Origin of the sequence: Lentzea sp. DG1S-22, from assembly GCF_036321065.1 — a bacterium.
Classification (GTDB): domain Bacteria; phylum Actinomycetota; class Actinomycetes; order Mycobacteriales; family Pseudonocardiaceae; genus Lentzea; species Lentzea jiangxiensis.
Map to the genome: position 1 here is coordinate 6,916,207 of NZ_CP143276.1, position 20,010 is coordinate 6,936,216.

Annotated in this window: 26 protein-coding genes; 14 read left to right on the plus strand and 12 right to left on the minus strand. The window is 70.3% G+C overall.

From position 1 onward, the window contains the following. Positions 1 to 43: 43 nt before the first annotated feature. Positions 44 to 454, plus strand: a complete 411-nt coding sequence (locus V1227_RS32825; protein ID WP_329789115.1) for an HAD-IA family hydrolase — start codon at positions 44 to 46, stop codon at positions 452 to 454. Positions 455 to 499: 45 nt separating this feature from the next. Here the strand turns inward: V1227_RS32825 and V1227_RS32830 are convergent, their stop codons facing one another. Then, positions 500 to 1,246 carry a TrmH family RNA methyltransferase gene (locus tag V1227_RS32830; RefSeq protein WP_329789116.1) on the minus strand — a complete coding sequence of 249 codons (747 nt, stop codon included), beginning with the start codon at positions 1,244 to 1,246 and terminating at the stop codon, positions 500 to 502. Positions 1,247 to 1,351: 105 nt separating this feature from the next. Here V1227_RS32830 and V1227_RS32835 point away from each other — a divergent pair, with 105 nt between their 5' ends. The 3 genes from V1227_RS32835 to V1227_RS32845 are packed head-to-tail and all read left to right on the plus strand — an operon-like array spanning position 1,352 to position 3,909. Next, positions 1,352 to 2,017, plus strand: coding sequence for a phosphotransferase (locus tag V1227_RS32835; RefSeq protein WP_236216972.1), 666 nt, complete (start codon positions 1,352 to 1,354; stop codon positions 2,015 to 2,017). A 9-nt stretch (positions 2,018 to 2,026) separates the two neighbouring features. Next, positions 2,027 to 3,421, plus strand: a complete 1,395-nt coding sequence (locus V1227_RS32840; protein WP_329789117.1) for a WS/DGAT/MGAT family O-acyltransferase — start codon at positions 2,027 to 2,029, stop codon at positions 3,419 to 3,421. Further along, entirely contained in the window at positions 3,418 to 3,909 is a 492-nt protein-coding gene (locus tag V1227_RS32845) for a DUF6912 family protein (protein ID WP_329789118.1), read from the plus strand. The genes V1227_RS32840 and V1227_RS32845 overlap by 4 nt, the downstream gene beginning before the upstream one ends. Here V1227_RS32845 and V1227_RS32850 read toward each other — a convergent pair. After that, positions 3,906 to 4,733, minus strand: coding sequence for a GNAT family N-acetyltransferase (locus V1227_RS32850; protein ID WP_329789119.1), 828 nt, complete (start codon positions 4,731 to 4,733; stop codon positions 3,906 to 3,908). The two genes, V1227_RS32845 and V1227_RS32850, sit on opposite strands and share 4 nt — an antisense overlap. 2 nt (positions 4,734 to 4,735) lie before the next feature. Further along, on the minus strand, positions 4,736 to 5,122 hold the full coding sequence (locus V1227_RS32855; RefSeq protein ID WP_329789120.1) for a VOC family protein: 387 nt from the start codon (positions 5,120 to 5,122) through the stop codon (positions 4,736 to 4,738). Between the two features lie 36 nt (positions 5,123 to 5,158). Between V1227_RS32855 and pruA the strand changes: the two genes are divergently transcribed. Next, positions 5,159 to 6,787: an L-glutamate gamma-semialdehyde dehydrogenase gene (pruA, locus tag V1227_RS32860; RefSeq protein WP_329789121.1), complete on the plus strand. Its 1,629-nt coding sequence runs from the start codon at positions 5,159 to 5,161 to the stop codon at positions 6,785 to 6,787. Here pruA and V1227_RS32865 read toward each other — a convergent pair. The 4 genes from V1227_RS32865 to aroA are packed head-to-tail and all read right to left on the minus strand — an operon-like array spanning position 6,784 to position 10,309. Continuing rightward, positions 6,784 to 7,512, minus strand: a complete 729-nt coding sequence (locus V1227_RS32865) for an NAD-dependent epimerase/dehydratase family protein (RefSeq protein WP_329789122.1) — start codon at positions 7,510 to 7,512, stop codon at positions 6,784 to 6,786. The genes pruA and V1227_RS32865 overlap by 4 nt on opposite strands. Positions 7,513 to 7,566: 54 nt before the next feature. Then, positions 7,567 to 8,037 (minus strand): hypothetical protein, encoded by a 471-nt coding sequence (locus tag V1227_RS32870; RefSeq protein WP_329789123.1) that lies wholly within the window; start codon positions 8,035 to 8,037, stop codon positions 7,567 to 7,569. A gap of 2 nt (positions 8,038 to 8,039) precedes the next feature. Beyond that, entirely contained in the window at positions 8,040 to 9,038 is a 999-nt protein-coding gene (gene rsgA, locus V1227_RS32875; protein ID WP_329789124.1) for a ribosome small subunit-dependent GTPase A, read from the minus strand. 2 nt (positions 9,039 to 9,040) lie between these two features. Continuing rightward, on the minus strand, positions 9,041 to 10,309 hold the full coding sequence (aroA, locus tag V1227_RS32880) for a 3-phosphoshikimate 1-carboxyvinyltransferase (RefSeq protein WP_329789125.1): 1,269 nt from the start codon (positions 10,307 to 10,309) through the stop codon (positions 9,041 to 9,043). 85 nt (positions 10,310 to 10,394) lie between these two features. On the opposite strand from aroA, the gene V1227_RS32885 reads away from it, so the two are divergent. Genes V1227_RS32885 through V1227_RS32895 form a run of 3 tightly spaced genes read left to right on the plus strand, consistent with a single transcriptional unit; the run spans position 10,395 to position 12,277 of the window. Beyond that, a complete protein-coding gene (locus tag V1227_RS32885; protein ID WP_329789126.1) occupies positions 10,395 to 11,084 on the plus strand; it encodes an SOS response-associated peptidase in 690 nt (229 codons plus the stop codon). After that, positions 11,081 to 11,692 carry an alpha/beta hydrolase family protein gene (locus V1227_RS32890; RefSeq protein WP_236216995.1) on the plus strand — a complete coding sequence of 204 codons (612 nt, stop codon included), beginning with the start codon at positions 11,081 to 11,083 and terminating at the stop codon, positions 11,690 to 11,692. Before V1227_RS32885 ends, V1227_RS32890 begins: the two co-directional genes overlap by 4 nt. 42 nt (positions 11,693 to 11,734) lie before the next feature. Then, complete coding sequence (locus tag V1227_RS32895; protein ID WP_329789127.1) at positions 11,735 to 12,277, plus strand: DinB family protein; 543 nt, start codon at positions 11,735 to 11,737, stop codon at positions 12,275 to 12,277. Between the two features lie 20 nt (positions 12,278 to 12,297). Here the strand turns inward: V1227_RS32895 and ybaK are convergent, their stop codons facing one another. Beyond that, positions 12,298 to 12,774 (minus strand): Cys-tRNA(Pro) deacylase, encoded by a 477-nt coding sequence (ybaK, locus tag V1227_RS32900; protein WP_329789128.1) that lies wholly within the window; start codon positions 12,772 to 12,774, stop codon positions 12,298 to 12,300. A 50-nt stretch (positions 12,775 to 12,824) separates the two neighbouring features. Between ybaK and V1227_RS32905 the strand changes: the two genes are divergently transcribed. Together V1227_RS32905 and rsrA are read left to right on the plus strand one after the other, a co-directional pair. Further along, a complete protein-coding gene (locus V1227_RS32905; protein ID WP_236217002.1) occupies positions 12,825 to 13,490 on the plus strand; it encodes a sigma-70 family RNA polymerase sigma factor in 666 nt (221 codons plus the stop codon). Continuing rightward, a complete protein-coding gene (gene rsrA, locus V1227_RS32910; RefSeq protein WP_090094980.1) occupies positions 13,487 to 13,747 on the plus strand; it encodes a mycothiol system anti-sigma-R factor in 261 nt (86 codons plus the stop codon). Before V1227_RS32905 ends, rsrA begins: the two co-directional genes overlap by 4 nt. A 63-nt stretch (positions 13,748 to 13,810) precedes the next feature. Here rsrA and V1227_RS40750 read toward each other — a convergent pair whose 3' ends face one another. Then, positions 13,811 to 13,885, minus strand: a complete 75-nt coding sequence (locus V1227_RS40750) for a 50S ribosomal protein bL37 (protein WP_369809028.1) — start codon at positions 13,883 to 13,885, stop codon at positions 13,811 to 13,813. Positions 13,886 to 13,939: 54 nt separating this feature from the next. On the opposite strand from V1227_RS40750, the gene V1227_RS32915 reads away from it, so the two are divergent. After that, entirely contained in the window at positions 13,940 to 15,418 is a 1,479-nt protein-coding gene (locus tag V1227_RS32915) for a sensor histidine kinase (RefSeq protein ID WP_329794166.1), read from the plus strand. 142 nt (positions 15,419 to 15,560) lie between these two features. Here the strand turns inward: V1227_RS32915 and V1227_RS32920 are convergent, their stop codons facing one another. Both V1227_RS32920 and V1227_RS32925 read right to left on the minus strand, forming a co-directional pair. After that, positions 15,561 to 15,815, minus strand: coding sequence for a WhiB family transcriptional regulator (locus V1227_RS32920; protein ID WP_015104912.1), 255 nt, complete (start codon positions 15,813 to 15,815; stop codon positions 15,561 to 15,563). A gap of 244 nt (positions 15,816 to 16,059) precedes the next feature. Continuing rightward, positions 16,060 to 17,001: a diacylglycerol/lipid kinase family protein gene (locus V1227_RS32925; RefSeq protein ID WP_329789129.1), complete on the minus strand. Its 942-nt coding sequence runs from the start codon at positions 16,999 to 17,001 to the stop codon at positions 16,060 to 16,062. Between the two features lie 251 nt (positions 17,002 to 17,252). On the opposite strand from V1227_RS32925, the gene V1227_RS32930 reads away from it, so the two are divergent. The 3 genes from V1227_RS32930 (at position 17,253) to V1227_RS32940 (ending at position 19,425) form a co-directional block, all read left to right on the plus strand. Further along, the gene (locus V1227_RS32930) at positions 17,253 to 17,672 is read left to right on the plus strand and encodes a hypothetical protein (RefSeq protein WP_236217006.1); all 420 of its coding nucleotides are present in this window, start codon (positions 17,253 to 17,255) and stop codon (positions 17,670 to 17,672) included. Positions 17,673 to 17,754: 82 nt separating this feature from the next. Continuing rightward, complete coding sequence (locus V1227_RS32935; protein WP_329789130.1) at positions 17,755 to 18,465, plus strand: S1 family peptidase; 711 nt, start codon at positions 17,755 to 17,757, stop codon at positions 18,463 to 18,465. Positions 18,466 to 18,624: 159 nt separating this feature from the next. Continuing rightward, positions 18,625 to 19,425, plus strand: a complete 801-nt coding sequence (locus tag V1227_RS32940; RefSeq protein WP_329789131.1) for an SAM-dependent methyltransferase — start codon at positions 18,625 to 18,627, stop codon at positions 19,423 to 19,425. Positions 19,426 to 19,507: 82 nt separating this feature from the next. Here V1227_RS32940 and V1227_RS32945 read toward each other — a convergent pair whose 3' ends face one another. Beyond that, entirely contained in the window at positions 19,508 to 19,924 is a 417-nt protein-coding gene (locus V1227_RS32945) for a DUF5684 domain-containing protein (RefSeq protein WP_236217012.1), read from the minus strand. Between the last annotated feature and the right edge of the window lie 86 nt (positions 19,925 to 20,010).

Sequence of the window (20,010 nt, forward strand, 5' to 3'; positions counted from 1 at the left end):
TCATCAGGACACGGGCCACTCGAAAGTGGGTACCGTCCTCGAGGTGCTGAAAGCTCTGGTGCTCGACTACGGCGGCGTCCTGACCGATCCCGGCGAGGACAACCCGTCCGAGCCGCCGCTCCTCACCGCCCTGCGCGAGGCCAAGCGGCACGGGCTCAAGACGGCGTTGCTGTCCAATGCGGACGGTTGGTGGCAGCCGCCGCGAGCCTTCGACGGGCTCTTCGACGCGACCGTCCTCTCCGGTGAGGCCGGGCTGGCGAAGCCGGACGTCGGCATCTACCTGCTCGTGGCGCGGAAGCTCGGTCTCGAGCCAGGGGAGTGCGTGTTCGTCGACGACCTCGCGGTCAACATCCGCGGTGCCGCCGAGGCCGGAATGGTCGGCGTCCACCACCGGTCGACGCGGTCCACCCTCGAGGAGTTGGAGATCCTGCTGGAGATCGCGCTCCGCGAATGAGGGTTCAGGGGAACGGTTACCGCGCCGACCGGCTCTGACCCTTTCTCACTGAGAGCGGCGCACCAGTTCGAAGCAGAGGACGGCCGCCGCCGAGGCGACGTTCAGCGATTCCACGCCCGCCGCCATCGGAATCGAAAGCCACGACGTGACGTGCGGACGCACGTCGTCGGTGATTCCGGACGTTTCGCTGCCCAGGACGAATGCGGCGCGGTCGCCGAAAGAAGCGGAGTAAATGGTGTCGGAGGCGTGGGAGTCGAGCGCGAAGAGCGGGTAGCCGGACGCGCGCAACAGAGCCGAGGCCTCCGCCGCGGTGCCGCAGCGCAGCACGGGCGCTCGGAAGGCCACCCCGGCGGAGGCCTTGACCACGAGCGGGTCGATCGACGCGACGCCGCGGCGCGGGACGACGATGCCGTCGATCCCCGCCGCGGTCGCGGTGCGCAGGATCATGCCGACGTTCGCGGGCGTCGTGATGCCGTCGAGCACCAGCACGGACCGCAGCGACCCTTCCTCCAGGGCCAGGGCGAGCGGCTTCATGCGCGGCGCGACCACGTCGGCGAGCACGCCCTGGTCCTGCTTCCCGTTGCCCGCCAGCACCTTCACGCGTTGCGCGGTGGCCCGCTGCACCTGGACGCCGCGGGAACGGGCCGCGTCGAGGATCTCGCGCGCGGCGGGGCCCCTTGCCGTGTCGGCGAGCACCACCTTGTCCACTGACAGCGCCGGGTCGTCCAGCGCCTCCAGCACTGGCTTGCGGCCGTAGACGGTGACGAAGCGGTCCTTGGGCGAGATCTCCACGTGAAGAGGGTGACAGAGGCGGGCACGGCGGGCTCGAACGGGTGAAGAGCTCCACTAGAGCCATTCGGCCCTTGTGTTTCGGATCATATCGATGATGATCGTCACATGACGGCAGGTATGCGCAGCGTCGCGCAACGTCAACACCTCGCGAGCGGTCAGGACTCGGATGTGTTCATCCGGTCGGACGGCTTGCTGGTCAAGCGCACCCGCACCGGCCGTGACCTGCGGCGCGAGGCCGAGATGATGGTGTACCTGAGCGGGTGCGGCATCCCCGTCCCGCGTGTTCACGAGGCCACGCGGGACGAGCTCGTCATGCAGTACGTGCCCGGCCCGCGGATGTCGGAGGAGATCGGCCGCAAGCCGTGGTTCGCCGGTGGTCTCGGCAAGGAGCTCGCGGACCTGCACCGCCGCCTCGACGTCATCCCCGCGCCCGACTTCCTGAGCGGCGAGGGCGACCTCCTGCACCTCGACCTGCACCCCGGCAACGTCGTGCTGGGTCCGGAGGGGCCCGTCGTCCTCGACTGGGCCAGCGCCACCAAGGGCGACCGCCGGCTCGACGTCGCGCTGAGCTGGGTCTCGCTCGCCGTCGCGAGCCTCGCCCCGGTCAAGAAGCTCACGCGGTGGCGGTTCCTGCGCTCGTTCATGGCCAACGCCGACCCGTTGGCGGTCGAGGCGATCCCGGAGGCCGCGCGCATCCGGCTGGGCCGCCACGACCGCGATCCGCGGGAACGGGCCGCGCTGCAGAGGTTGATGGACCGCAAACGCCACTAGGCTGGGCGCATGCCGGACCGACTGTCAGCGCTGGACGCCTCGTTCCTGTACATGGAGGGCTCCACGACGCCGATGCACGTCGGTGGCGTGGCGGTGTTCCGGCGGCCCAAGGCCGGCTTCGACTACGACAAGCTCGTCGACCTCATCGAGCAGCGCCTGAGCCTCGTGCCGCGCTACCGGCAGAAGGTCGTGCACGTCCCGGGCCGCATCGCGCGCCCGGTCTGGGTCGACGACCCGGACTTCGACGTCACCTACCACGTCCGCAGGTCGGCGCTGCCCAAGCCGGGCAGCGACACCCAGCTGCACGACCTGGTCGCGCGCCTGATGTCGCGCCCGCTCGACCACTCCCGCCCGCTGTGGGAGATCTACCTCGTCGAGGGCCTCGCGAAGAACCAGGCCGCGGTCATCACCAAGACCCACCAGGCCATGGTCGACGGCATCGCGTCGCTCGAGATCGGCCAGGTCATGCTGGACGTGTCGCCGTCGCCGCGCACGAACGTCGAGAACCTCTGGATGCCGCAACCGGAACCCAGTTCGCTGCAGCTCGTGGCCGACGCGGTCACCGACATCGTGCAGCGCCCCGGCGAGCTCGTGGAGAACGTCCGCAGCGCCGCCCTCGACACCGTCAACACGGTCGAGAAGGTCTTCCACGCGTTCGGCGTGCTCGCCTCGGCGGTCCGCACCGCCGCGACACCCGCGCCCGGCACGCCGCTGAACGTCCGCATCACCTCGCCGCAGCGCCGGTTCGCCGTCGCCCGCACCCGGCTCGACGACCTGCGCGCCATCCGCAAGGCGCACGGCGGCACCGTCAACGACGTGGTGCTCGCCGCCCTGAGCGGAGCGCTGCGCAACTGGCTGCTCAGCCGCGGCGAGAACGTCACCGGCAGCACCACGATCCGCGCGATGGCCCCGCTCTCGGTTCGTGAAGCGGACCCGGACTCGGGCAACAACGTCAGCGCGTACCTGGTCGACCTGCCCGTCGGCGAGCCGAACCCGGTCGTGCGCCTGCACCACGTGAGCCACGCGATGCGCGCCCACCAGGAGTCCGGCCAGTCCGTGGCCGCCGACGCGCTGGTGAAGGTCTCCGGCTTCGCACCGCCGACGCTGCACGCGCTCGGTGCGCGCGCTGCGAGCTCGTTCAGCCGGCGGCTGTTCAACGTCATCGTCACGAACGTCCCCGGCCCGCAGGTGCCGCTGTACGCGGCGGGCGCGAGAATGACCGAGATCTTCCCGGTCGTGCCGCTCGCCAGGAACCAGGCGCTGGCCATCGGGGTGACGTCGTACGACGGCGGTGTTTACTTCGGGTTGAACGGCGACCGCGACGCGATGTCCGATGTGGACGTTCTGGCGGCCATGGTCGAGGAGTCGGTGGAGGAACTGATGGGGACGGCGAACGGGTCATGAGGGTCTACATCCCGGCCACGGTGCCGATGCTGCGCGCGTTCGTCGACAGCGGCGAACTGGCCCCGGTCACCGGCACGGCCTTCGCGCTGACGCCGGCGCTGCGCGAGTCCTACGCCGCGGGCGACACCGAGGAGCTGGAGTACGCGGCCATGATGGACGCCGCCCGCGCCTCGCTGCGGCTGCTGGCGGCCGACGAGAAGGCCGAACCGCGGCGCGCGGTGCTCGCGGTGGACGTGGACGACGTGAAGTTGCGGCCCGACCTCGACTTCTCGGTCGTGAAGGTCGCCGGCTCGTTCACCCTCAAGGACGTCGCCTCCGTGCACCTCGACACGGCCGAGGCCGAGCAGGACGTGCGCGCGGCGGTGGAGGTCGTGGACGCCGCCGACCTGGGCGACCCGGACGCCGAGTTCACCCTGGGCAGCGCCGAGGACCACGAACTGGCCTGGTATGCGGCCCAGGAACTGCCGTTCGTCCTGGAACTGCTCTAGTCGCGGCGCTGGTCGTGCACCTCGGGCAGTGCGGTGAACCCGGCTGCCCGGTAGGTGGCGACGGCGCCCGTGTTCGAGCTCGGCGTGCAGACGACCGCGCTCGCCGAGCCGAGGTCGCGCAGCGCGGCCGCGCCGGCGAGGGTGATCGCCCTGCCGAGGCCGCGGCCCCGGTGGTCGTGGTGCACGCCCATCGGTTCGACCACTCCCGGCCTGCCGGGACCGGCCGACCACACCGTGATCGCCGCCGCCGCGTCCTGCCCGTCGAACGCGACGAGGCACCGCGCGTCCGTGAACGGCAGGCCCGAGGCCATTGCGTGCCAACGTTCTTCGGTGAAGGTGGACTTCTCGAACGACGCCCTGATCACGGCGGCGTGCAGGTGGGCCCGCCCGGGCTCGACGACCTCGACCCGCACGCCGGGACGGGGCACCGGTGAGGAGAGGTCGAGGCGCAGCGGCGTCCACGGCTCGCCGGACTGCCAGCCGCGTTCGGACAACAGCTCCTTGAAGCGCGTGCCCACGGGAGATTCGACGTAGACCTTCCCGGCGGGCAGCACGCCGCGTTCCGGGTCGCAGACGTCGTCGGCCAGCCGCCGCGCCAGGTCCTCGTCCTGCCGGGCGTCCGGCGCGATCGTGCACCGCAGCAGGTCGGCGCCGTCCAGCAGGCCGACCGCGAGCACCCGCCCGTCCCGGCGCCAGACGCGGACCGCCGCGCCGGTGGCCTCCTCGCCGAACCGCCAGTACCAGCCCACGTCACCGGGGTGGAGCTGGAACGGCAGGTCGTCGCGCTGCCATTCGCGCAACGCGCGCACGGCGTCGTCGAGCACGGTCACATTCCTTCCGCGGGTTCCCACAGCTCGATCCGGTTGCCCTCGGGGTCGACGCACCAGCCGAAGCGGCCGAAGTCCGAGTCCTCGGTCTCGGGCAGCACCTCGACGCCGCGGGCCTTGAGCTTCGCCATCAGCGACGGCAGGTCGTCCACGCGCAGGTTCAGCATGGTGCGCTGGTCGGGTTCGCCGATGTACTGGGTGTCCTGGGCGAACAACGCCATCGTCGTCGTGCCGGGGTGCTCGTTCGTCGCCGTGTCGAGCCAGTGGAAGGTGACGGTGCCCTTCTCGCTCATCGGCACGCCCAGGTTCTCGCGGTACCAGGCGGCCAAGCGCACGGGATCCCGTGAACGCAGGAAAACCCCGCCGATGCCAGTCACCCGCGCCACCCGACGGACCCTACTACCGCGTGCCACGATGGGGGAATGGACGCAGTCACGTCTGCACCCGAACCGGTCAACGAGCCCGTGCGCACCTACGCACCCGGTAGCGCCGAACGGACCAGCCTCGAGGCTCGCATCGCGGAACTCGAAGGCACCACCCACGAACTGACGATGACCATCGGCGGTCGGCAGCGCATGGGCGGTGGCGACCGCATCGACGTGGTCCAGCCCCACGACCACAGGCACGTCCTCGGCGTGACGGCGCAGGCCACCAACTCCGACGTCGCCGAGGCGATGCGCGCGGCCCAGCACGCCGCTCCGGGCTGGCAGGAGCTGCCGTTCGACGAACGCGCCGCGGTGCTGCTGCGCGCGGCCGACCTGCTCGCCGGGCCGTGGCGCGACACCCTCAACGCCGCCACGATCCTCGGGCAGTCGAAGTCCGTGCAGCAGGCCGAGATCGACGCCGCGTGCGAGCTGATCGACTTCCTGCGCTTCAACGTCCACTTCGGCCGCCGCGTCCTGCAGGAGCAGCCGCTGTCCTCGCCGGGCGTGTGGAACCGGATGGACCACCGGCCGCTCGACGGGTTCGTCGTGGCGATCACGCCGTTCAACTTCACCGCCATCGCGGGCAACCTGCCGCTCGCGCCCGCGTTGATGGGCAACACGGTGCTGTGGAAGCCGTCGCCGACGCAGCAGCTCGCCGCGCACTTCACCATGCGGCTGCTGGAGGAGGCCGGCCTGCCGCCGGGCGTGGTCAACCTCGTCACGGGAGACGGCCGGGCGGTGAGCGAGGTGGCACTGCGGGACAGGTTCTTCGCGGGCCTGCACTTCACCGGCTCCACCCGCACGTTCAAGTCGCTGTGGCGGACCATGGCGGGCAACCTCGACCACTACCGCGCCTACCCGCGCATCGTCGGCGAGAGCGGCGGCAAGGACTTCGTGCTGGCGCACGCTTCGGCGGATCCGAAGGCGCTCGTCACGGGGCTCGTGCGCGGTGCCTTCGAATACCAGGGCCAGAAGTGCTCGGCGGCGTCACGGGCCTACATCGCGCGGTCGCTGTGGGAGGGCGGCGTGCGCGAGCAGTTGCTCGACATCACGAAGTCGTTGTCCTACGGCGATGTCACGGACCTCTCGGTGTTCGGCGGCGCGGTCATCGACCACCGCGCGTTCGCCAAGCAGAAGGAGGCGCTGCTGATGGCGTCCGCGTCCACCTCGGTCGAGGTCCTCGCCGGTGGCTCGTGCGACGACTCGGTGGGCTACTTCGTCGACCCCGCGGTGCTGCTGGGCACCGACCCGCACCACGACATCTTCACGACGGAGTACTTCGGCCCGATCCTCGCCGTGCACGTCTACGAGGACGCGGACTTCCCGAGGATGATGGAGATCATCGACACCTCCACGCCGTACGCGCTGACCGGCGCGATCTTCGCCCGCGACCGCGCCGCCGTGGAGCAGGCCCACCGAGCCCTGCGGTTCGCGGCGGGCAACTTCTACGTCAACGACAAGCCGACCGGCGCCGTCGTCGGGCAGCAGCCGTTCGGCGGGTCGCGCGGCTCCGGCACCAACGACAAGGCGGGCTCGATCTACAACCTGCAGCGGTGGACGAGCCCGCGCGTCGTCAAGGAGACCCTGGTCCCGCCGGCGGACCACCGGTACCCGCACATGGGTTAGTGGCGGGGCTTCCAGCCGGTGGCCTCGGTGAGCTTCGTGCTCACGACCCGCTGCGACCGCCCGAACACCTCGAACGACGCGGCGAGCTTGCCGAAGAACCGCGGCAGGCGCGTGATCCCCGTGTTCCGCTTGAGCACCGGCGTCCCGACGTTGTAGACGCCGGGAGGCGCGTCGAGGGCGGCGACCGCCGCGGCCGCCGCGTCGGCGGGGTGCACGACCGACATCCAGCCGTCGCCGACGAGCACGGGCGGTGCCGCGGCGTCGCCGCCCATCAGCAACCCGAAGCGCAGGAACACGCCGCCGGGGTGCCGCAGCACGTTCTCCTGCGCCGTGACCGAGCTGGCGACGTGCCCGACCGGCTCGATCGGCGCGCTCTCGTCGAGCTCCCGGTCGCCACCGTCCGCGTAGACGAACGAGATGCCCTCCTGCACGATCCGCTCGACCCCGGCCCTCATCGCGGCCTCGACGACGGCGGCGCTGCCCTGCGTGCGGATGCGGTTGTTCTCCGCCCACGCGCGGGCCAGGACGGCCTTCGCGCTCAGCGGGATGCGGGTGGCGAGGTTGACCACGGCGTCGTGGCCCGCGAACGCCGCGGTGAGCTGACCGACGTCGAACACCGAGGTGGTGTGCCGGTCCAGCACACCGACCTCGTGACCCGCCGCCCGCAGCCGCGGCACCGCTTCCCGTCCCAGAACGCCCGTCGCACCGATCACGAATACCTTCATGACCACTGGACGGTGCAGGGCGTCAATACGTGACGGGCACCCGTGTGAAGGCGCTCACTCGGGGAGCCGTTCGAAAGCCTTGGCCGCGAGGCCCTGCACGACCTGCCCGGCGGCGTTGGGGTCGGTGCCGCGCTGCACCACCTCGAACCGGACGAGCTGGCGTTCCCGGACTTCCAGGACGGCGTCGCACCTCACCTCGCCGGAGGCCTCCGCACACCTGCGGGTCAGCGGGCGGTTGTTGCTCTCGCCCTCGCCGCCCGCGATCACCCCGCCGTAGCCACCGCCGGACAGCAGCCCCTGCGACTCGTCCGCGAACGCCGCCTCCAGCAGCGTCAGCTCGACGGTCAGCGAGTCGAACCTGTAGTCGCACACCCGGTCGGACCTCACCGGCGTGCCGTTGAGCCCGCCCGCGTCACCGGACCGCAGCAGCGAACACGGGTCCACCTCGGCGAAAGCCGGTTCGCCGCCGGTGGGCGAGCAGGCGGCGAGAGTGACCAGCAGGGGCAGCAACCAGCGCATGCTCATGATCAGTCAGCGTAATCGTCGATGCCCGCGCGTGAAGCCAGCAGCCGCCGCAACGAGGCGAGGCGGCCCGGCGCGTCCGGCACGAGCTCGTCCAGCACGCAGCCCGGGTCCTCGGGCGGGCCGAGGTGGCCGCAGCCAGGCGGGCACTCCTCGGCGGCCTCGGCGAAGTCCGGGAACGCCTTCACGATGTCGTCCGGCGTGATGTGCGCGAGGCCGAACGAGCGGATGCCCGGCGTGTCGACGACCCACCCGCCGCCGGGCAGGCGCAGCGCCACGGCCTGGGTGGAGGTGTGGCGGCCCTTGCCGACGCCGGACACGACGCCCACGGCGCGGTTCGCGTCCGGCACGAGCTTGTTGACCAGGGTGGACTTGCCGACGCCGGAGTGGCCGATGAGGCACGACACCGTGTCCGCGAGGCGTGCGCGCAGCTCGGCGGGTTCCTCGTCGGACCTCGTCACGATCACCGGCACGTCGAGCTCGGTGTAGAGGGCGAGCAGCGCGTCGGCGGACGCCAGGTCCGACTTCGTCAGGCACAGCACCGGTTCCAGGCCGCCGGCGTACGCGGCGACGAGGCAGCGGTCGATGAAGCCGGTGCGCGGCGGGGGATCGGCCAGCGCGACGACCATGATGAGCTGGGAGGCGTTTGCGACGACGACGCGTTCGAACGGGTCCGTGTCGTCCGCGGTCCGGCGCAGCACGGACGTCCGCTCCTCGACGCGCACGATGCGGGCCAGCGTGTCCGGCAGGCCCGAGGTGTCACCGACGATGCCCACCTGGTCGCCGACCACCACGGGCGTGCGGCCCAACTCGCGCGCACGCATCGCCGTGACCACGACGCCGGACTCCAGTGCGCACGTCCAGCGCCCGCGGTCCACGCCGATCACCATCGCGGTCTCGGCGTCGGCGTGTTCCGGCCGCCTCTTGCTGCGCGGCCGCGTCCCCTTGCCGGGGCGCACGCGCACGTCGGACTCGTCGAGCTTGCGCCAGTCCCGCTTGCCCACTTCTACGCGCCCCCGGTGAGCATGGCGTCCCACATGCCGGGGAAGTCCGGGATCGTCTTGGTCGTCGACCCGATGTCGTCCACCTCGACGCCCGGCACCACCAGGCCGATGATCGCGCCCGCGGTCGCCATCCGGTGGTCGGCGTAGGCCTTCCACACACCGCCGTGCAGCGGAGCGGGGTCGATGACCAGGCCGTCCTCGGTCTCGGTCGCGGTGCCGCCGAGCGCGTTGACCTCGTTCACGAGCGCCGCGATGCGATCCGTCTCGTGGCCGCGGATGTGCGCGACGCCGCGGATCGTCGTGCGCCCCTCGGCGAGCGCTGCCAGGGCGGCGACGGTCGGCGTGAGCTCGCTCTCGTCGTGCAGGTCGATGTCCACACCGGACAGCTTCGCCGGCCCGCGCACGGTCAGGCCGCGCTCGGACACCTCGACCTCGCAGCCCATGCGCTCGAGGATGCCGCGCACCGCGTCACCGGGCTGCGTGGTCGTCTCGGGCCAGTGCGGGATCGTCACCTCGCCGCCGGTCACCGCGGCCGCCGCCAGGAACACCGTCGCGTTCGACAGGTCCGGCTCCACGTGCCACGTGCGCGCCTTGATCACCCCGGGCTCGACGCGCCACGTGTTCGTCGTACCGGTGTCCACCTCGACACCGACCGAACGCAGCGTCTGCACCGTCATGTCGATGTGCGGCAGCGAGGGCACGGGCTTGCCGTCGTGCCGGATCGTCACGCCCTTGTCGTAGCGCGCGGCCGAGAGCAGCAGCCCGGAGACGAACTGCGACGAGCCCGACGCGTCGATCGTCACCTCACCGCCGGGCACCGATCCCGTGCCGCGCAACGTGAACGGCAGCGCGTCGCCCTCGACGTCCACGCCCAGCGACCGCAGCGCACCCAGCACGGTGCTCATCGGCCGCAGGCGGGCGTGCGGGTCGCCGTCGAACCGGATCTCGCCCTCGGCCAGCGCGGCGGCGGGCGGCAGGAAGCGCATGACCGTGCCCGCGAGACCGCAGTCGACGTCCGCCGGGCCGCGCAGCGCACCGGGCGTGACGTCCCAGCCGCCGTCCTCGCGGTCGGCGAACCCCACGCCCAGCGACGACAGCGCGGCAGCCATCAGCACCGTGTCGCGGCTGCGCAACGGCGCGTGGACCGTCGAGGGCCCGTCGGCCAGCGCCGCGAGCACCAGGACGCGGTTCGTGATCGACTTCGAGCCGGGCACCGGCACCGTCGAGTGGACTGGGCCGGACGCGCCGGGTGCTGACCAGTGCTGAGTCATGCCTGAATCTTCCCGCATGAGCATCGGGGCAGCTCGCACAGGTGTTCCCGGCGTGGGATCATCGTGACTTCGGAGGTGATCGGTTTTGTGCGGTAGGTACGCCTCCACCAAGGACCCGGCGCTGCTGGCGGCCGAGTTCGACGCGGTGGACGGGACCGGCGACGAGGCACCGGGGGCGGACTACAACGTCGCTCCCACCAAGAACGTCATGGCCGTGGTCGAGCGCAAGCCGGAGGACGAGGAGCTGGAGCGCAGCATCCGCGTCATGCGCTGGGGTCTCGTCCCGCACTGGGCCAAGGACCTCTCGGGCGCGGCGAAGATGATCAACGCACGGGCCGAGACCGTGCTGAGCAAGCCCGCGTACAAGCAGTCGGCCACCAAGCGGCGCTGCATCATCCCCGCCGCCGGCTGGTACGAGTGGCAGCCGGGTGAGGGGCGCAAGCAGCCGTACTTCATGACGCTCGGGGAGGACACGTCCCTGGCGATGGCGGGCATCTGGTCCGTGTGGTGGAAGGACGACGTTCCGACCGTCACGTGCGCGGTGCTCACCACGGAGTCCATCGGCGCGTTGACCGAGGTGCACAACCGCATGCCGTTGCTGCTGCCCCGGGACCGCTGGTCGGCGTGGCTCGACCCGACGTCGCTGGACCCGTCCTCACTGCTGAGCCCGGACCCGTCGCTCGTCGAGGCACTGGAGCTGCGCCCGGTCTCGACCGCCGTGAACAGCGTGAAGAACAACAACGCGTCCCTGCTCGAACGCGCAGAGCTGTCGTGACGACGCTGGTGGTGGACACGCCGCACGGCCCCGCGCGGGCCTCCCTGCACTGTGCCCACGAACCGCGGGCGGCGCTGCTGCTCGGCCACGGCGCCGGTGGTGGCGTCGAGGCCCCGGACCTGGTCGCCGCGTGCCACGCCGCCAACAAGGTCGGCGTGCACGTGGCGCTGGTCGAACAGCCCTACCGCGTCGCGGGCCGCCGTGCCCCGGCGCCCGCGAAGCAGCTCGACACCGCCTGGTTGTCCGTGGTGGACGACCTCGGCGAACGCTGGTTCGACGGCCTGCCCCTGGTGTTCGGGGGCCGGTCGTCGGGGGCGCGCGTGGCCTGCCGGACCTCGGTCGAGGGGCAGGCCGTGGCGGTGCTCTGCCTCGCGTTCCCGGTGCACCCGCCGGGCAAGCCGGAGAAGTCGCGGATGGCCGAGCTGGACGGCGTCGAGGTCGCCACGCTGGTCGTGCAGGGCGAGAACGACCCGTTCGGGCAGCCGAACCGCGCCCACCACCGCGAGGTCGTGCTGCTCAAGGACGACCACTCGCTGAAGGCGTCCGTGGCCGACGTGGGGCGGTCGGTCGGGGAGTGGCTCGACCGGGTGCTCCGGCCGCTCGACTGAATCGCCTGCTCCCCACCTGCGCCGGCGCTACTGTCCGGCCCCATGACGGTTCTCGACGAGCAAGGCAGACCCGAACCTCCCACCGACGGCGACGAGCTCGCCACGCTGACCGGGTTCCTGGAGTTCCAGCGCGCGACCCTCGCGTGGAAGGTCGGCGGGCTGACTGCGGAGCAGCTGGCGCTCACCACCGCGAAGTCCGAGATGACCCTCGGCGGCCTGGTCAAGCACCTCGCCTACGTCGAGCAGCAGTGGTTCCACGTCGTGCTGCACGACCGCGAGCCGCTGGAGCCGTGGAAGAGCGTCGACTGGGAGGCCGACCACGACTGGGACTGGCACTCGGCCGCCGACCACACCGTCGAGGACCTGGTCGCGCTCTGGCAGGACGAGGTCGAGCGCTCCCGCGAGGCCGTCGCGGAGGCACTGGAGACCGGAGACCTCGGTCAGGCGGCCAAGCGCAGGCCGTGGCGCGACGACCGGACCGTGAACCTGCGCTGGATCCTCACGCACATGGTCGAGGAGTACAGCCGCCACAACGGCCACGCCGACCTGCTGCGCGAAGCGGTCGACGGCCAGACCGGGGAGTGACGTCCGGTTCGACCCGCCGGCTAGGCGCTGATCGACGCCACGACCGCACCGGTCAGGCGCACGAGCTCGGACGGCGCGATCTCCACCTCGAGGCCGCGCCGTCCGGCACTGCAGAACATCGTGTCGAACTCCAAGGCCGAAACGTCCACCACGACGGGCAACCGCTTCTTCTGGCCAAGTGGCGAAATGCCGCCCGCGACGTACCCGGTGGCACGTTCGGCGTCGGCGACGACGGCCATCTTCGCCTTCTTGCCCTTCAGCGCCGCCGCGAGACCCTTCAGGTCGAGCTGGGCGGTCACCGGCACGACGCCGACCGCGAGCTTGCCGTCCACCTCGGCCACGAGCGTCTTGAACACGCGGTGCGGCACCAGCCCGAGCGCCTCCGCGGCCTCCAGCCCGTAGGACTCGTGGCGGGGGTCGTGCTCGTACGAATGCAAGGTGTGCGCCACCCGCTGCTTGTCCAGCAGCGCTGTGGCGGGAGTCCCACGTCCGGCCATGCGGAATTACTACCAGCACCTCCGTTGTTGGTCAGAACGTGGCAACGAACATGCTCGAGCGGTCACGCGTAGAGTCAGTCCCGACCCAGAACCTGTGGGAAGGGAGCGCGGTGCCCGCCACCGGCACGACAGAGACGACGGCGGAGCGCGCTGCGCGTTTCGAGCGCGACGCTATGCCCATGCTCGACCAGCTGTACTCGGCGGCCCTGCGCATGACGCGCAACCCGGCCGACGCCGAGGACCTGGTGCAGGAGACCTACCTCAAGGCCTACTCGGCGTTCGCGTCCTTCTCGGAGGGCACGAACCTCAAGGCGTGGCTGTACCGGATCCTGACGAACACCTACATCAACGGCTACCGCAAGAAGCAGCGCCAGCCCATCCAGCAGCCGACCGAGGAGATCACGGACTGGCAGCTGGCGCAGGCGGAGAGCCACACCTCGTCCGGCCTGCGCAGCGCCGAGGTCGAGGCACTCGACAACCTGCCCGACAGCGACGTCAAGGAAGCATTGCAGCGGTTGCCGGAGGAGTTCCGGATCGCGGTCTACCTCGCCGATGTCGAAGGCTTCGCGTACAAGGAGATCGCAGACATCATGGGCACCCCGATCGGCACGGTGATGTCCCGGTTGCACCGGGGCCGTCGCCAGCTCCGCGACATGCTGGCGGACGTCGCCCGTGACCGCGGTTTCCTCCGAGGCAGCAACGGAGACGCGTCATGAACTGCGGCGAACCCCACGACACCGACTGCTCAGAGGTGCTGAGCGAGGTCTGGCTGTTCCTCGACCAGGAATGCGACCAGTCCCGGCGCGCGGCCCTGCAGACGCACCTCGACGAGTGCCATCCGTGCCTGGAGCAGTTCGGGCTGGAGGAGCACCTCAAGGCGCTGCTGGCCCGCAAGTGCGGCGGCGACTACGCGCCGGCCGACCTCAAGGCACGCATCCGGGCGACGATCGTGGAGATCCGCGCCGAGGACTGACCGTCCTCCAGCAAGACAAAAGGCCCTGGTCACCGTGGTGGTGTCCAGGGCCTTTCGCAGCACTCAGGCGTTGGGGCGCTTGCCTCGGTTGGCGCCGCCCTTTTTGCGGTCGCGGCGCTTGCGAGCACGCTTCGACATGGGTGTCTCCTAGGATCAGAACTGCTTCACCGACCAGTTTCTCATGGAGGAGTTCTGTCTACTCTCACGGACCTGCTGGCCGAGCACACCAAGCTCTCCGGCGCCGCCGTCGACCACCTGCAACTGGTCGTCGCCGAGTGGCAGCTCCTCTCGGACCTCTCGTTCGCGGACTTCCTCATGTACGTGCCGCTGGACGACGAGAAGTTCCTCTGCGTCGCCCAGGCCCGTCCCACGACGGCGCCGACGGCCCACCCGGAGGACGTCGTCGGCAGCGAGGTCGACTCCGGGGAGCACCCGCAGCTGCGCCGGGCCATGGACGAGTCGCGGATCTGCCGCGAGGAGGACCCGCGCTGGCACCTCGGCGTGCCGGTGCGCCGGGAGACCATCCCGGTGCGGCTGGGGACGCAGGTGATCGCGGTGCTGAGCCGCAGCACGAACCTGGCCGTGCCGCGCGTGCCGTCGCCGCTGGAGATCTCCTACCTCGGCAGCGCGGCCGACCTGTGCCAGATGATCGCCGACGGCACGTTCCCCGCGCCCGAGCCCTCGCCGGACGTGCACACCAGCCCGCGCGTCGGTGACGGCCTGATCAGGCTCGACCCGTCCGGCGCGGTGGTGTTCGCCTCGCCGAACGCGCTGTCGGCCTACCACCGCATGGGCCACGCGTCCGACCTCGTGGGCGTGCACCTGGCGCCGCTGACGCGCAGCCTGATCGGCGACCCGTTCGACGCCACGGAGGTCGCCCAGCGCATCCGGCAGGCGCTGGACGGCCAGACGTCGATGCGCATGGAGGCCGAGTCGCGCCGCGGTGCCGCCGTGCTGTTCCGCTCGTTGCCCCTTCGGCCGCGCGGACAGGCCGCCGGCGCCATCGTGCTGTGCCGCGACGTCACCGAGGTCCGCCGGCGTGACCGGGCGTTGATGTCCAAGGACGCCACGATCCGCGAGATCCACCACCGCGTGAAGAACAACCTGCAGACCGTCGCGGCCCTGCTCCGGCTGCAAAGCCGCAGGCTGAGCAACCCGGAGGCGAAGGAGGCGCTCGCCGAGTCGGTGCGCCGTGTGACTTCCATCGCACTCGTCCACGAGACCCTGTCGATGTCCGTCGACGAGCGCGTGGACCTCGACGACGTGGTCGACAAGGTCATCCCGATGATGAGCGACGTCGCCGTCACGGAGACCCAGGTGAGCGTGCGCCGCGAGGGCGGTTTCGGCATCGTCCCCGCCGAGATCGCGACGCCGCTGGTGATGGTGCTGACCGAGCTCGTGCAGAACGCCTTCGAGCACGCCTACGCCCCTGGCCAGCGCGGGGAGGTCGTCGTGCACTCCGAGCGGACCGCGAAGTGGCTCGACGTGACGATCACCGACGACGGCAAGGGCCTTCCGCAGGGCTTCTCGCTGGAACGCACCGACCGGCTGGGGCTGCAGATCGTCCGGACCCTCGTCGATTCCGAATTGAGAGGCTCGTTGAGCTTGCGGCGGAGGCCTCGAGGCGGTACTGAGGCGGTCCTGCGCGTGCCGCTCAGAGGGCGGCGCTAAACTAACACCGTGCACACGTGACGATCAGCCTCAGCGGTCTCACGTGGTCATGCGGGAGGGTGTGCAAACAAAAGAAGAAGCCCGACACCTGGCACGGTGTCGGGCTTTTTCTTATGTGCAGCTCTTGAGGCTAACTGCCTGCTCAGGCGTTGCTGCGGGCGCGCGTGCGAGCGTTGCGGCGCTTGAGGGCGCGGCGCTCGTCTTCGCTCATCCCGCCCCAGACGCCGGCGTCCTGGCCGCTCTCGAGCGCCCAGGCGAGGCAGTCGGAGACGACGGGGCAACGGCGGCAGACGGTCTTCGCCTCGGCGATCTGAAGCAGCGCGGGACCACTGTTCCCAACGGGGAAGAACAGCTCGGGGTCCTCGTCGCGGCAGATCGCGCGGTGGCGCCAGTCCATTGGAACTACTCCTCAGCTAGGCGCGCACAAAGGCACGCCGGTTGTCAGCGGTCGTTTTGGGGTGCTTGTGAATGCTTTCACGAACGGCTGGGATGTCAAGGGGTAAGCACTGACCCGGTGAGTGAACTCACCCAAAAGATCGACAGCGTTCACCTGGGGTTTCACGCTCTGCTGTCACTCGACTGCAGTACATCCCGGGTGGGTACCAGGACGGTCACGAAGCGATCACGGACTGTCAAGTTGGCTATACGGCAACAGTCAACGCATCGGGAACCGCCCGGAACTCCACCGCCGTGGTCGTTCCGAGGAAATCTCCGTCGACCTGGAGGTTCGCGGGCTCCTCGCACTTCACTCTGACATAGCCCACGTCATCGCGCCGAACGAGTTTCGCGCTCTTCGGATTGCCCGTCGCGAGGACCTGGGCGATGTAGCGCCCGACGGTGGGTACCCGCAAAGTCTCCAAAGCACTCAAACCGAGACCGCCGTCGAACGACGTGCTGGGGTTCAGCTGGATCGCCTTGTCGCCGAAGTACGTCCACGGGTCGGTGTTCGACACGAACACCATGCCGACGTCGTCGAACGGCGGCTCTTCCGGGATCTCGACGGTGAAGTGCTGCGGCTTGCGCACGTTCTGCGCGTAGGCCTTGAGCGCGACGCTCAAATAGAGCGCGGGACTCGCGTGGTGGCCTTTGGCGCGCTTGCGCTCCACGCCCGCGACGACGTCGGCGTCGAGACCCATGCCGGCGTTGAAGGTGAACCAGCGGCCGTCCGCGCCCTCGGCGACGTCCGCGAACACCTGGCCGAGCCCGATGCGGCGGCTGGTGCCGTGCTCGATCGCCTGGAGAAGGACGTGCGTGGCCTCGACCGGGTCGCGCGGGATGCCGAGGGCGCCGGCGAAGACGTTCGCCGACCCGCCGGGGACGACGCCGACCATGGGCGTGCCCGCACGGGCGCCGCCGCGCAGGACCCCGTTGACCACCTCGTTGACCGTGCCGTCGCCACCGTGGGCGATGACCAGGTCGAACCCGTCCGCGACGGCCTGATGCGCGGCGTCGGCGGCATGTCCGCGATAGGAGGTCTCTATGACCTCGAGCTTCACGTCGCTGGCCAGTGCGTGCGCCAACACGTCACGGCCCGCCGGCGTCGTTGTAGTCGCCTGCGGGTTCACCACGAGAAGAGCGCGCACTACTTGAGGGTAAGACAATGCGTGACCATCGGCGTCTCGCATGTCCTCCCTCAGTGTGGCTCCAGCCTCACGAAAGTGGCGCAAGTCTCCCTTCCGTCATACCGCGTCCCGCCTCGCAGCCGAGTGCACCCCGGGCGACCGCCGGCTCGCTGAAGGCCCCTTGATCTTCCCCCGCGGGACGTGCTTCCAGAGCCCTCCAACCGGGTGGCCTACGATCCGTGACCAGTACAGAACGTGAGGAAAGGTCTCCCGTGACCACTGGCACCCCGGCACCGCCGAACTCGGTGCGCGCCGCCGCCGCGCTCACCTTCCTGCAGGGCCTCGGCGGCATCGCGCTGGCCGTCGCGCTCGTCGTCCGCGTGCTGCAGGGAGCGCCCTCAGCAGGGCCGATCCTCGGCGCGGCCGGTGTGCTCGTCCTCTGGTTCGGCGGCGTGCTCTTCGCTTCGGTGATGTTGTTCCGCGGCCACACGGGTGCGCGCACGCCGGTGATCGTCACGCAGCTGCTGCTGCTCGGCTGCGCTTGGTACGCCTACGGACCGTCAGAACAGCCGTTGCTCGGCTCGCTGGGCGGCATCTACTGCGTCGTGGTGCTCGTGCTGCTCTTCACCAACGACGGCCGCAGGTGGGCGCTCGGCCTGACGGACGTCGCCGAAGGAGACAAAGCCGACTAACGGAGGGTGGTCACAGTCACACGGCCGGGTGAAGCTGTGGGTGGTTGCTTAACCACTCCCTGCTCTCACGAGGTGACCAACCATGCGTGTGATGACCGCGATCGCGGGCGCCTTCCTGGCGGCGCTCTCCCTCGCCCCCGCTACCGCCACGGCGGCTCCGGAGAACCCGGACATGTCGCCGATGATCATCGGCGGCAGCTACGCCCAGAACTTCCCGTACGGCGCTCGCCTGTTCTTCAACGGGCGGGAGAACTGCTCGGCCACGAAGATCGCGCCGAACTGGATCCTGACCGCCGAGCACTGCGTCTCGGGCAGCGGCACGTACACGTTCCGCGCTGGCAGCCTGGACCAGACGTCGGGCGGCCAGCTCGTCACGGCCACCCAGATCATCAAGCACCCCTCCGCGGACCTGGCTCTCGCGCGGGTCGGCACGGCGATGTCCGCGCCGTTCTCCCCGCTCGGCAACCCGGTCACGGTCGGCCAGACCGTGCAGCTCTACGGCTGGGGCGCCACCTGCACCAACCAGCCCGAGATCAACTGCCAGTCGCGCTACCTGAAGGTCGCGAACACCCGCGTCACGTCCACCAACGGCCGTGACTACCGCGGTGGCCAGGCCATCTCGGTGCAGCGGGTCGACGGCATCGCGGCCGGCGGCGACTCCGGTGGTCCGATGTTCGCGAACGGCCGCCAGGTCGGCGTCGCCTCGACGTCGGACCGCGCGACGCGCTCGAACTACACCAGCATCAACAACACCAGCTACCGGTCCTGGATCCGCCAGTACGCCGGTGTCTGACACACCCTGATCGACCTGCGGCGAACCCTGCGATGGCCCTCTGCTCCGGCAGGGGGCCATCACCCTTTGTGTTCACTAAATGGTGGATGGACACGAACGGAGTAGCCGGTTACCGTGCCCCCAGCGTTCGCGCCGCTCGGGAGCAGGGTGAGGTGCGCAGTGCAGGACGGCCCGAAGCGGGTGACGACAGACGGCGGTTCCGAACGCCCGAACGTCGCCCGCCTGTTCGACTACTACCTCGGCGGAGCGCACAACTTCGCGGTTGACCGCGCGTTGGCCGAGGAGAGCACCAAGAAGTTCCCGGTGGCCGAGGTGGCGCGCACCATCAGGTCGTTCTCCCGCCGCGTCGTGCGGCTGTGCGTCGAGGAGTACGGCATCCGGCAGTTCCTCGACCTCGGCAGCGGCATCCCGACCGCCGGCAACGTCCACGAGGTCGCCCAGTCGATCGACCCGGCGTGCCGCGTCGTCTACGTCGACCACGACCCGGTCGCCGTCGCCCACGCCCGCACGATGCTGCGCGACAACCTCTGCACCGCCATCGTGCAGTCGGACGTCGGCGACGTCGGCGCCGTGCTGCGCCACCCCGAGACGCGCCGCCTCATCGACTTCACCAAGCCGACCGCGGTCCTGATGGTCGGCATCCTGACGTACGTGACCAACGAGCCCGCCGGCGTCGTGGCGCGCTATCGGGCCGCTTTGAGCAAGGGCAGCATCCTCGCGTTGACGCACCTCACCAAGGACGTCGAACCCGAGCTCGTCGACCAGCTGGTCGCTCTGGGGGCCGCGGTCGGCTCGGAGCTCGTGCCGCGGTCCAAGCAGGACGTGGAGGAGTTCCTCTGCGGCCTGAAGCTGCTGGAGCCCGGACTGGTCCTGGCCGCCTACTGGAGGGCCGACGGCGAGCTGCCCGGCACCTCCCCGGCCGCCGACGCGTCCACGTACGGCGCCGTGGGCATGGTCTAGGCCCACGTCATCCGTGTCCGGACACGGCGAAGGCCGGGTCGGAAGTACAGGGTGACCTCCGGCCCGGCCTTCGCGCTTGCACTCAGCCCCGGTACGCGGCCTGCTGGCCGGCGAGGGCGGCCGGGCCGCGGTACTGCGCGCCACCGAACGCGAGGATCGCGTAGCCGATGACGCTGAACAGCCACAGGCCGACGACGCCGAACACGGTGTCCTTCGCGAAGGACTTCGCGACGTCGATCGAGACGATCAGCGCCATGACGATGTTCACGAACGGGATCAGGAACAGGACCAGCCACCAGCCCGGACGGCCCGCGACCTTCAGCCACACGTAGATGTTGTAGATCGGGATGATCGCCGCCCAGCCGGGCTGACCGGCCTTGGTGAAGACCTTCCAGAACACCACGACGGTGAAGACGAGGAAGGCGAGGTAGATGATCGTTCCGACGATGCCGATACCGGCGGCCGCGTTCGGGTCGATGGTGCTCGGGTCAGTGCCCACGGTCGTTCCTTCTTTCCACGCTTGCTTGTGCCGGGGGATCGGCGAGCGGGGACGCTGCCAGCACCGCGGACCCGTCCTGTGTGGAA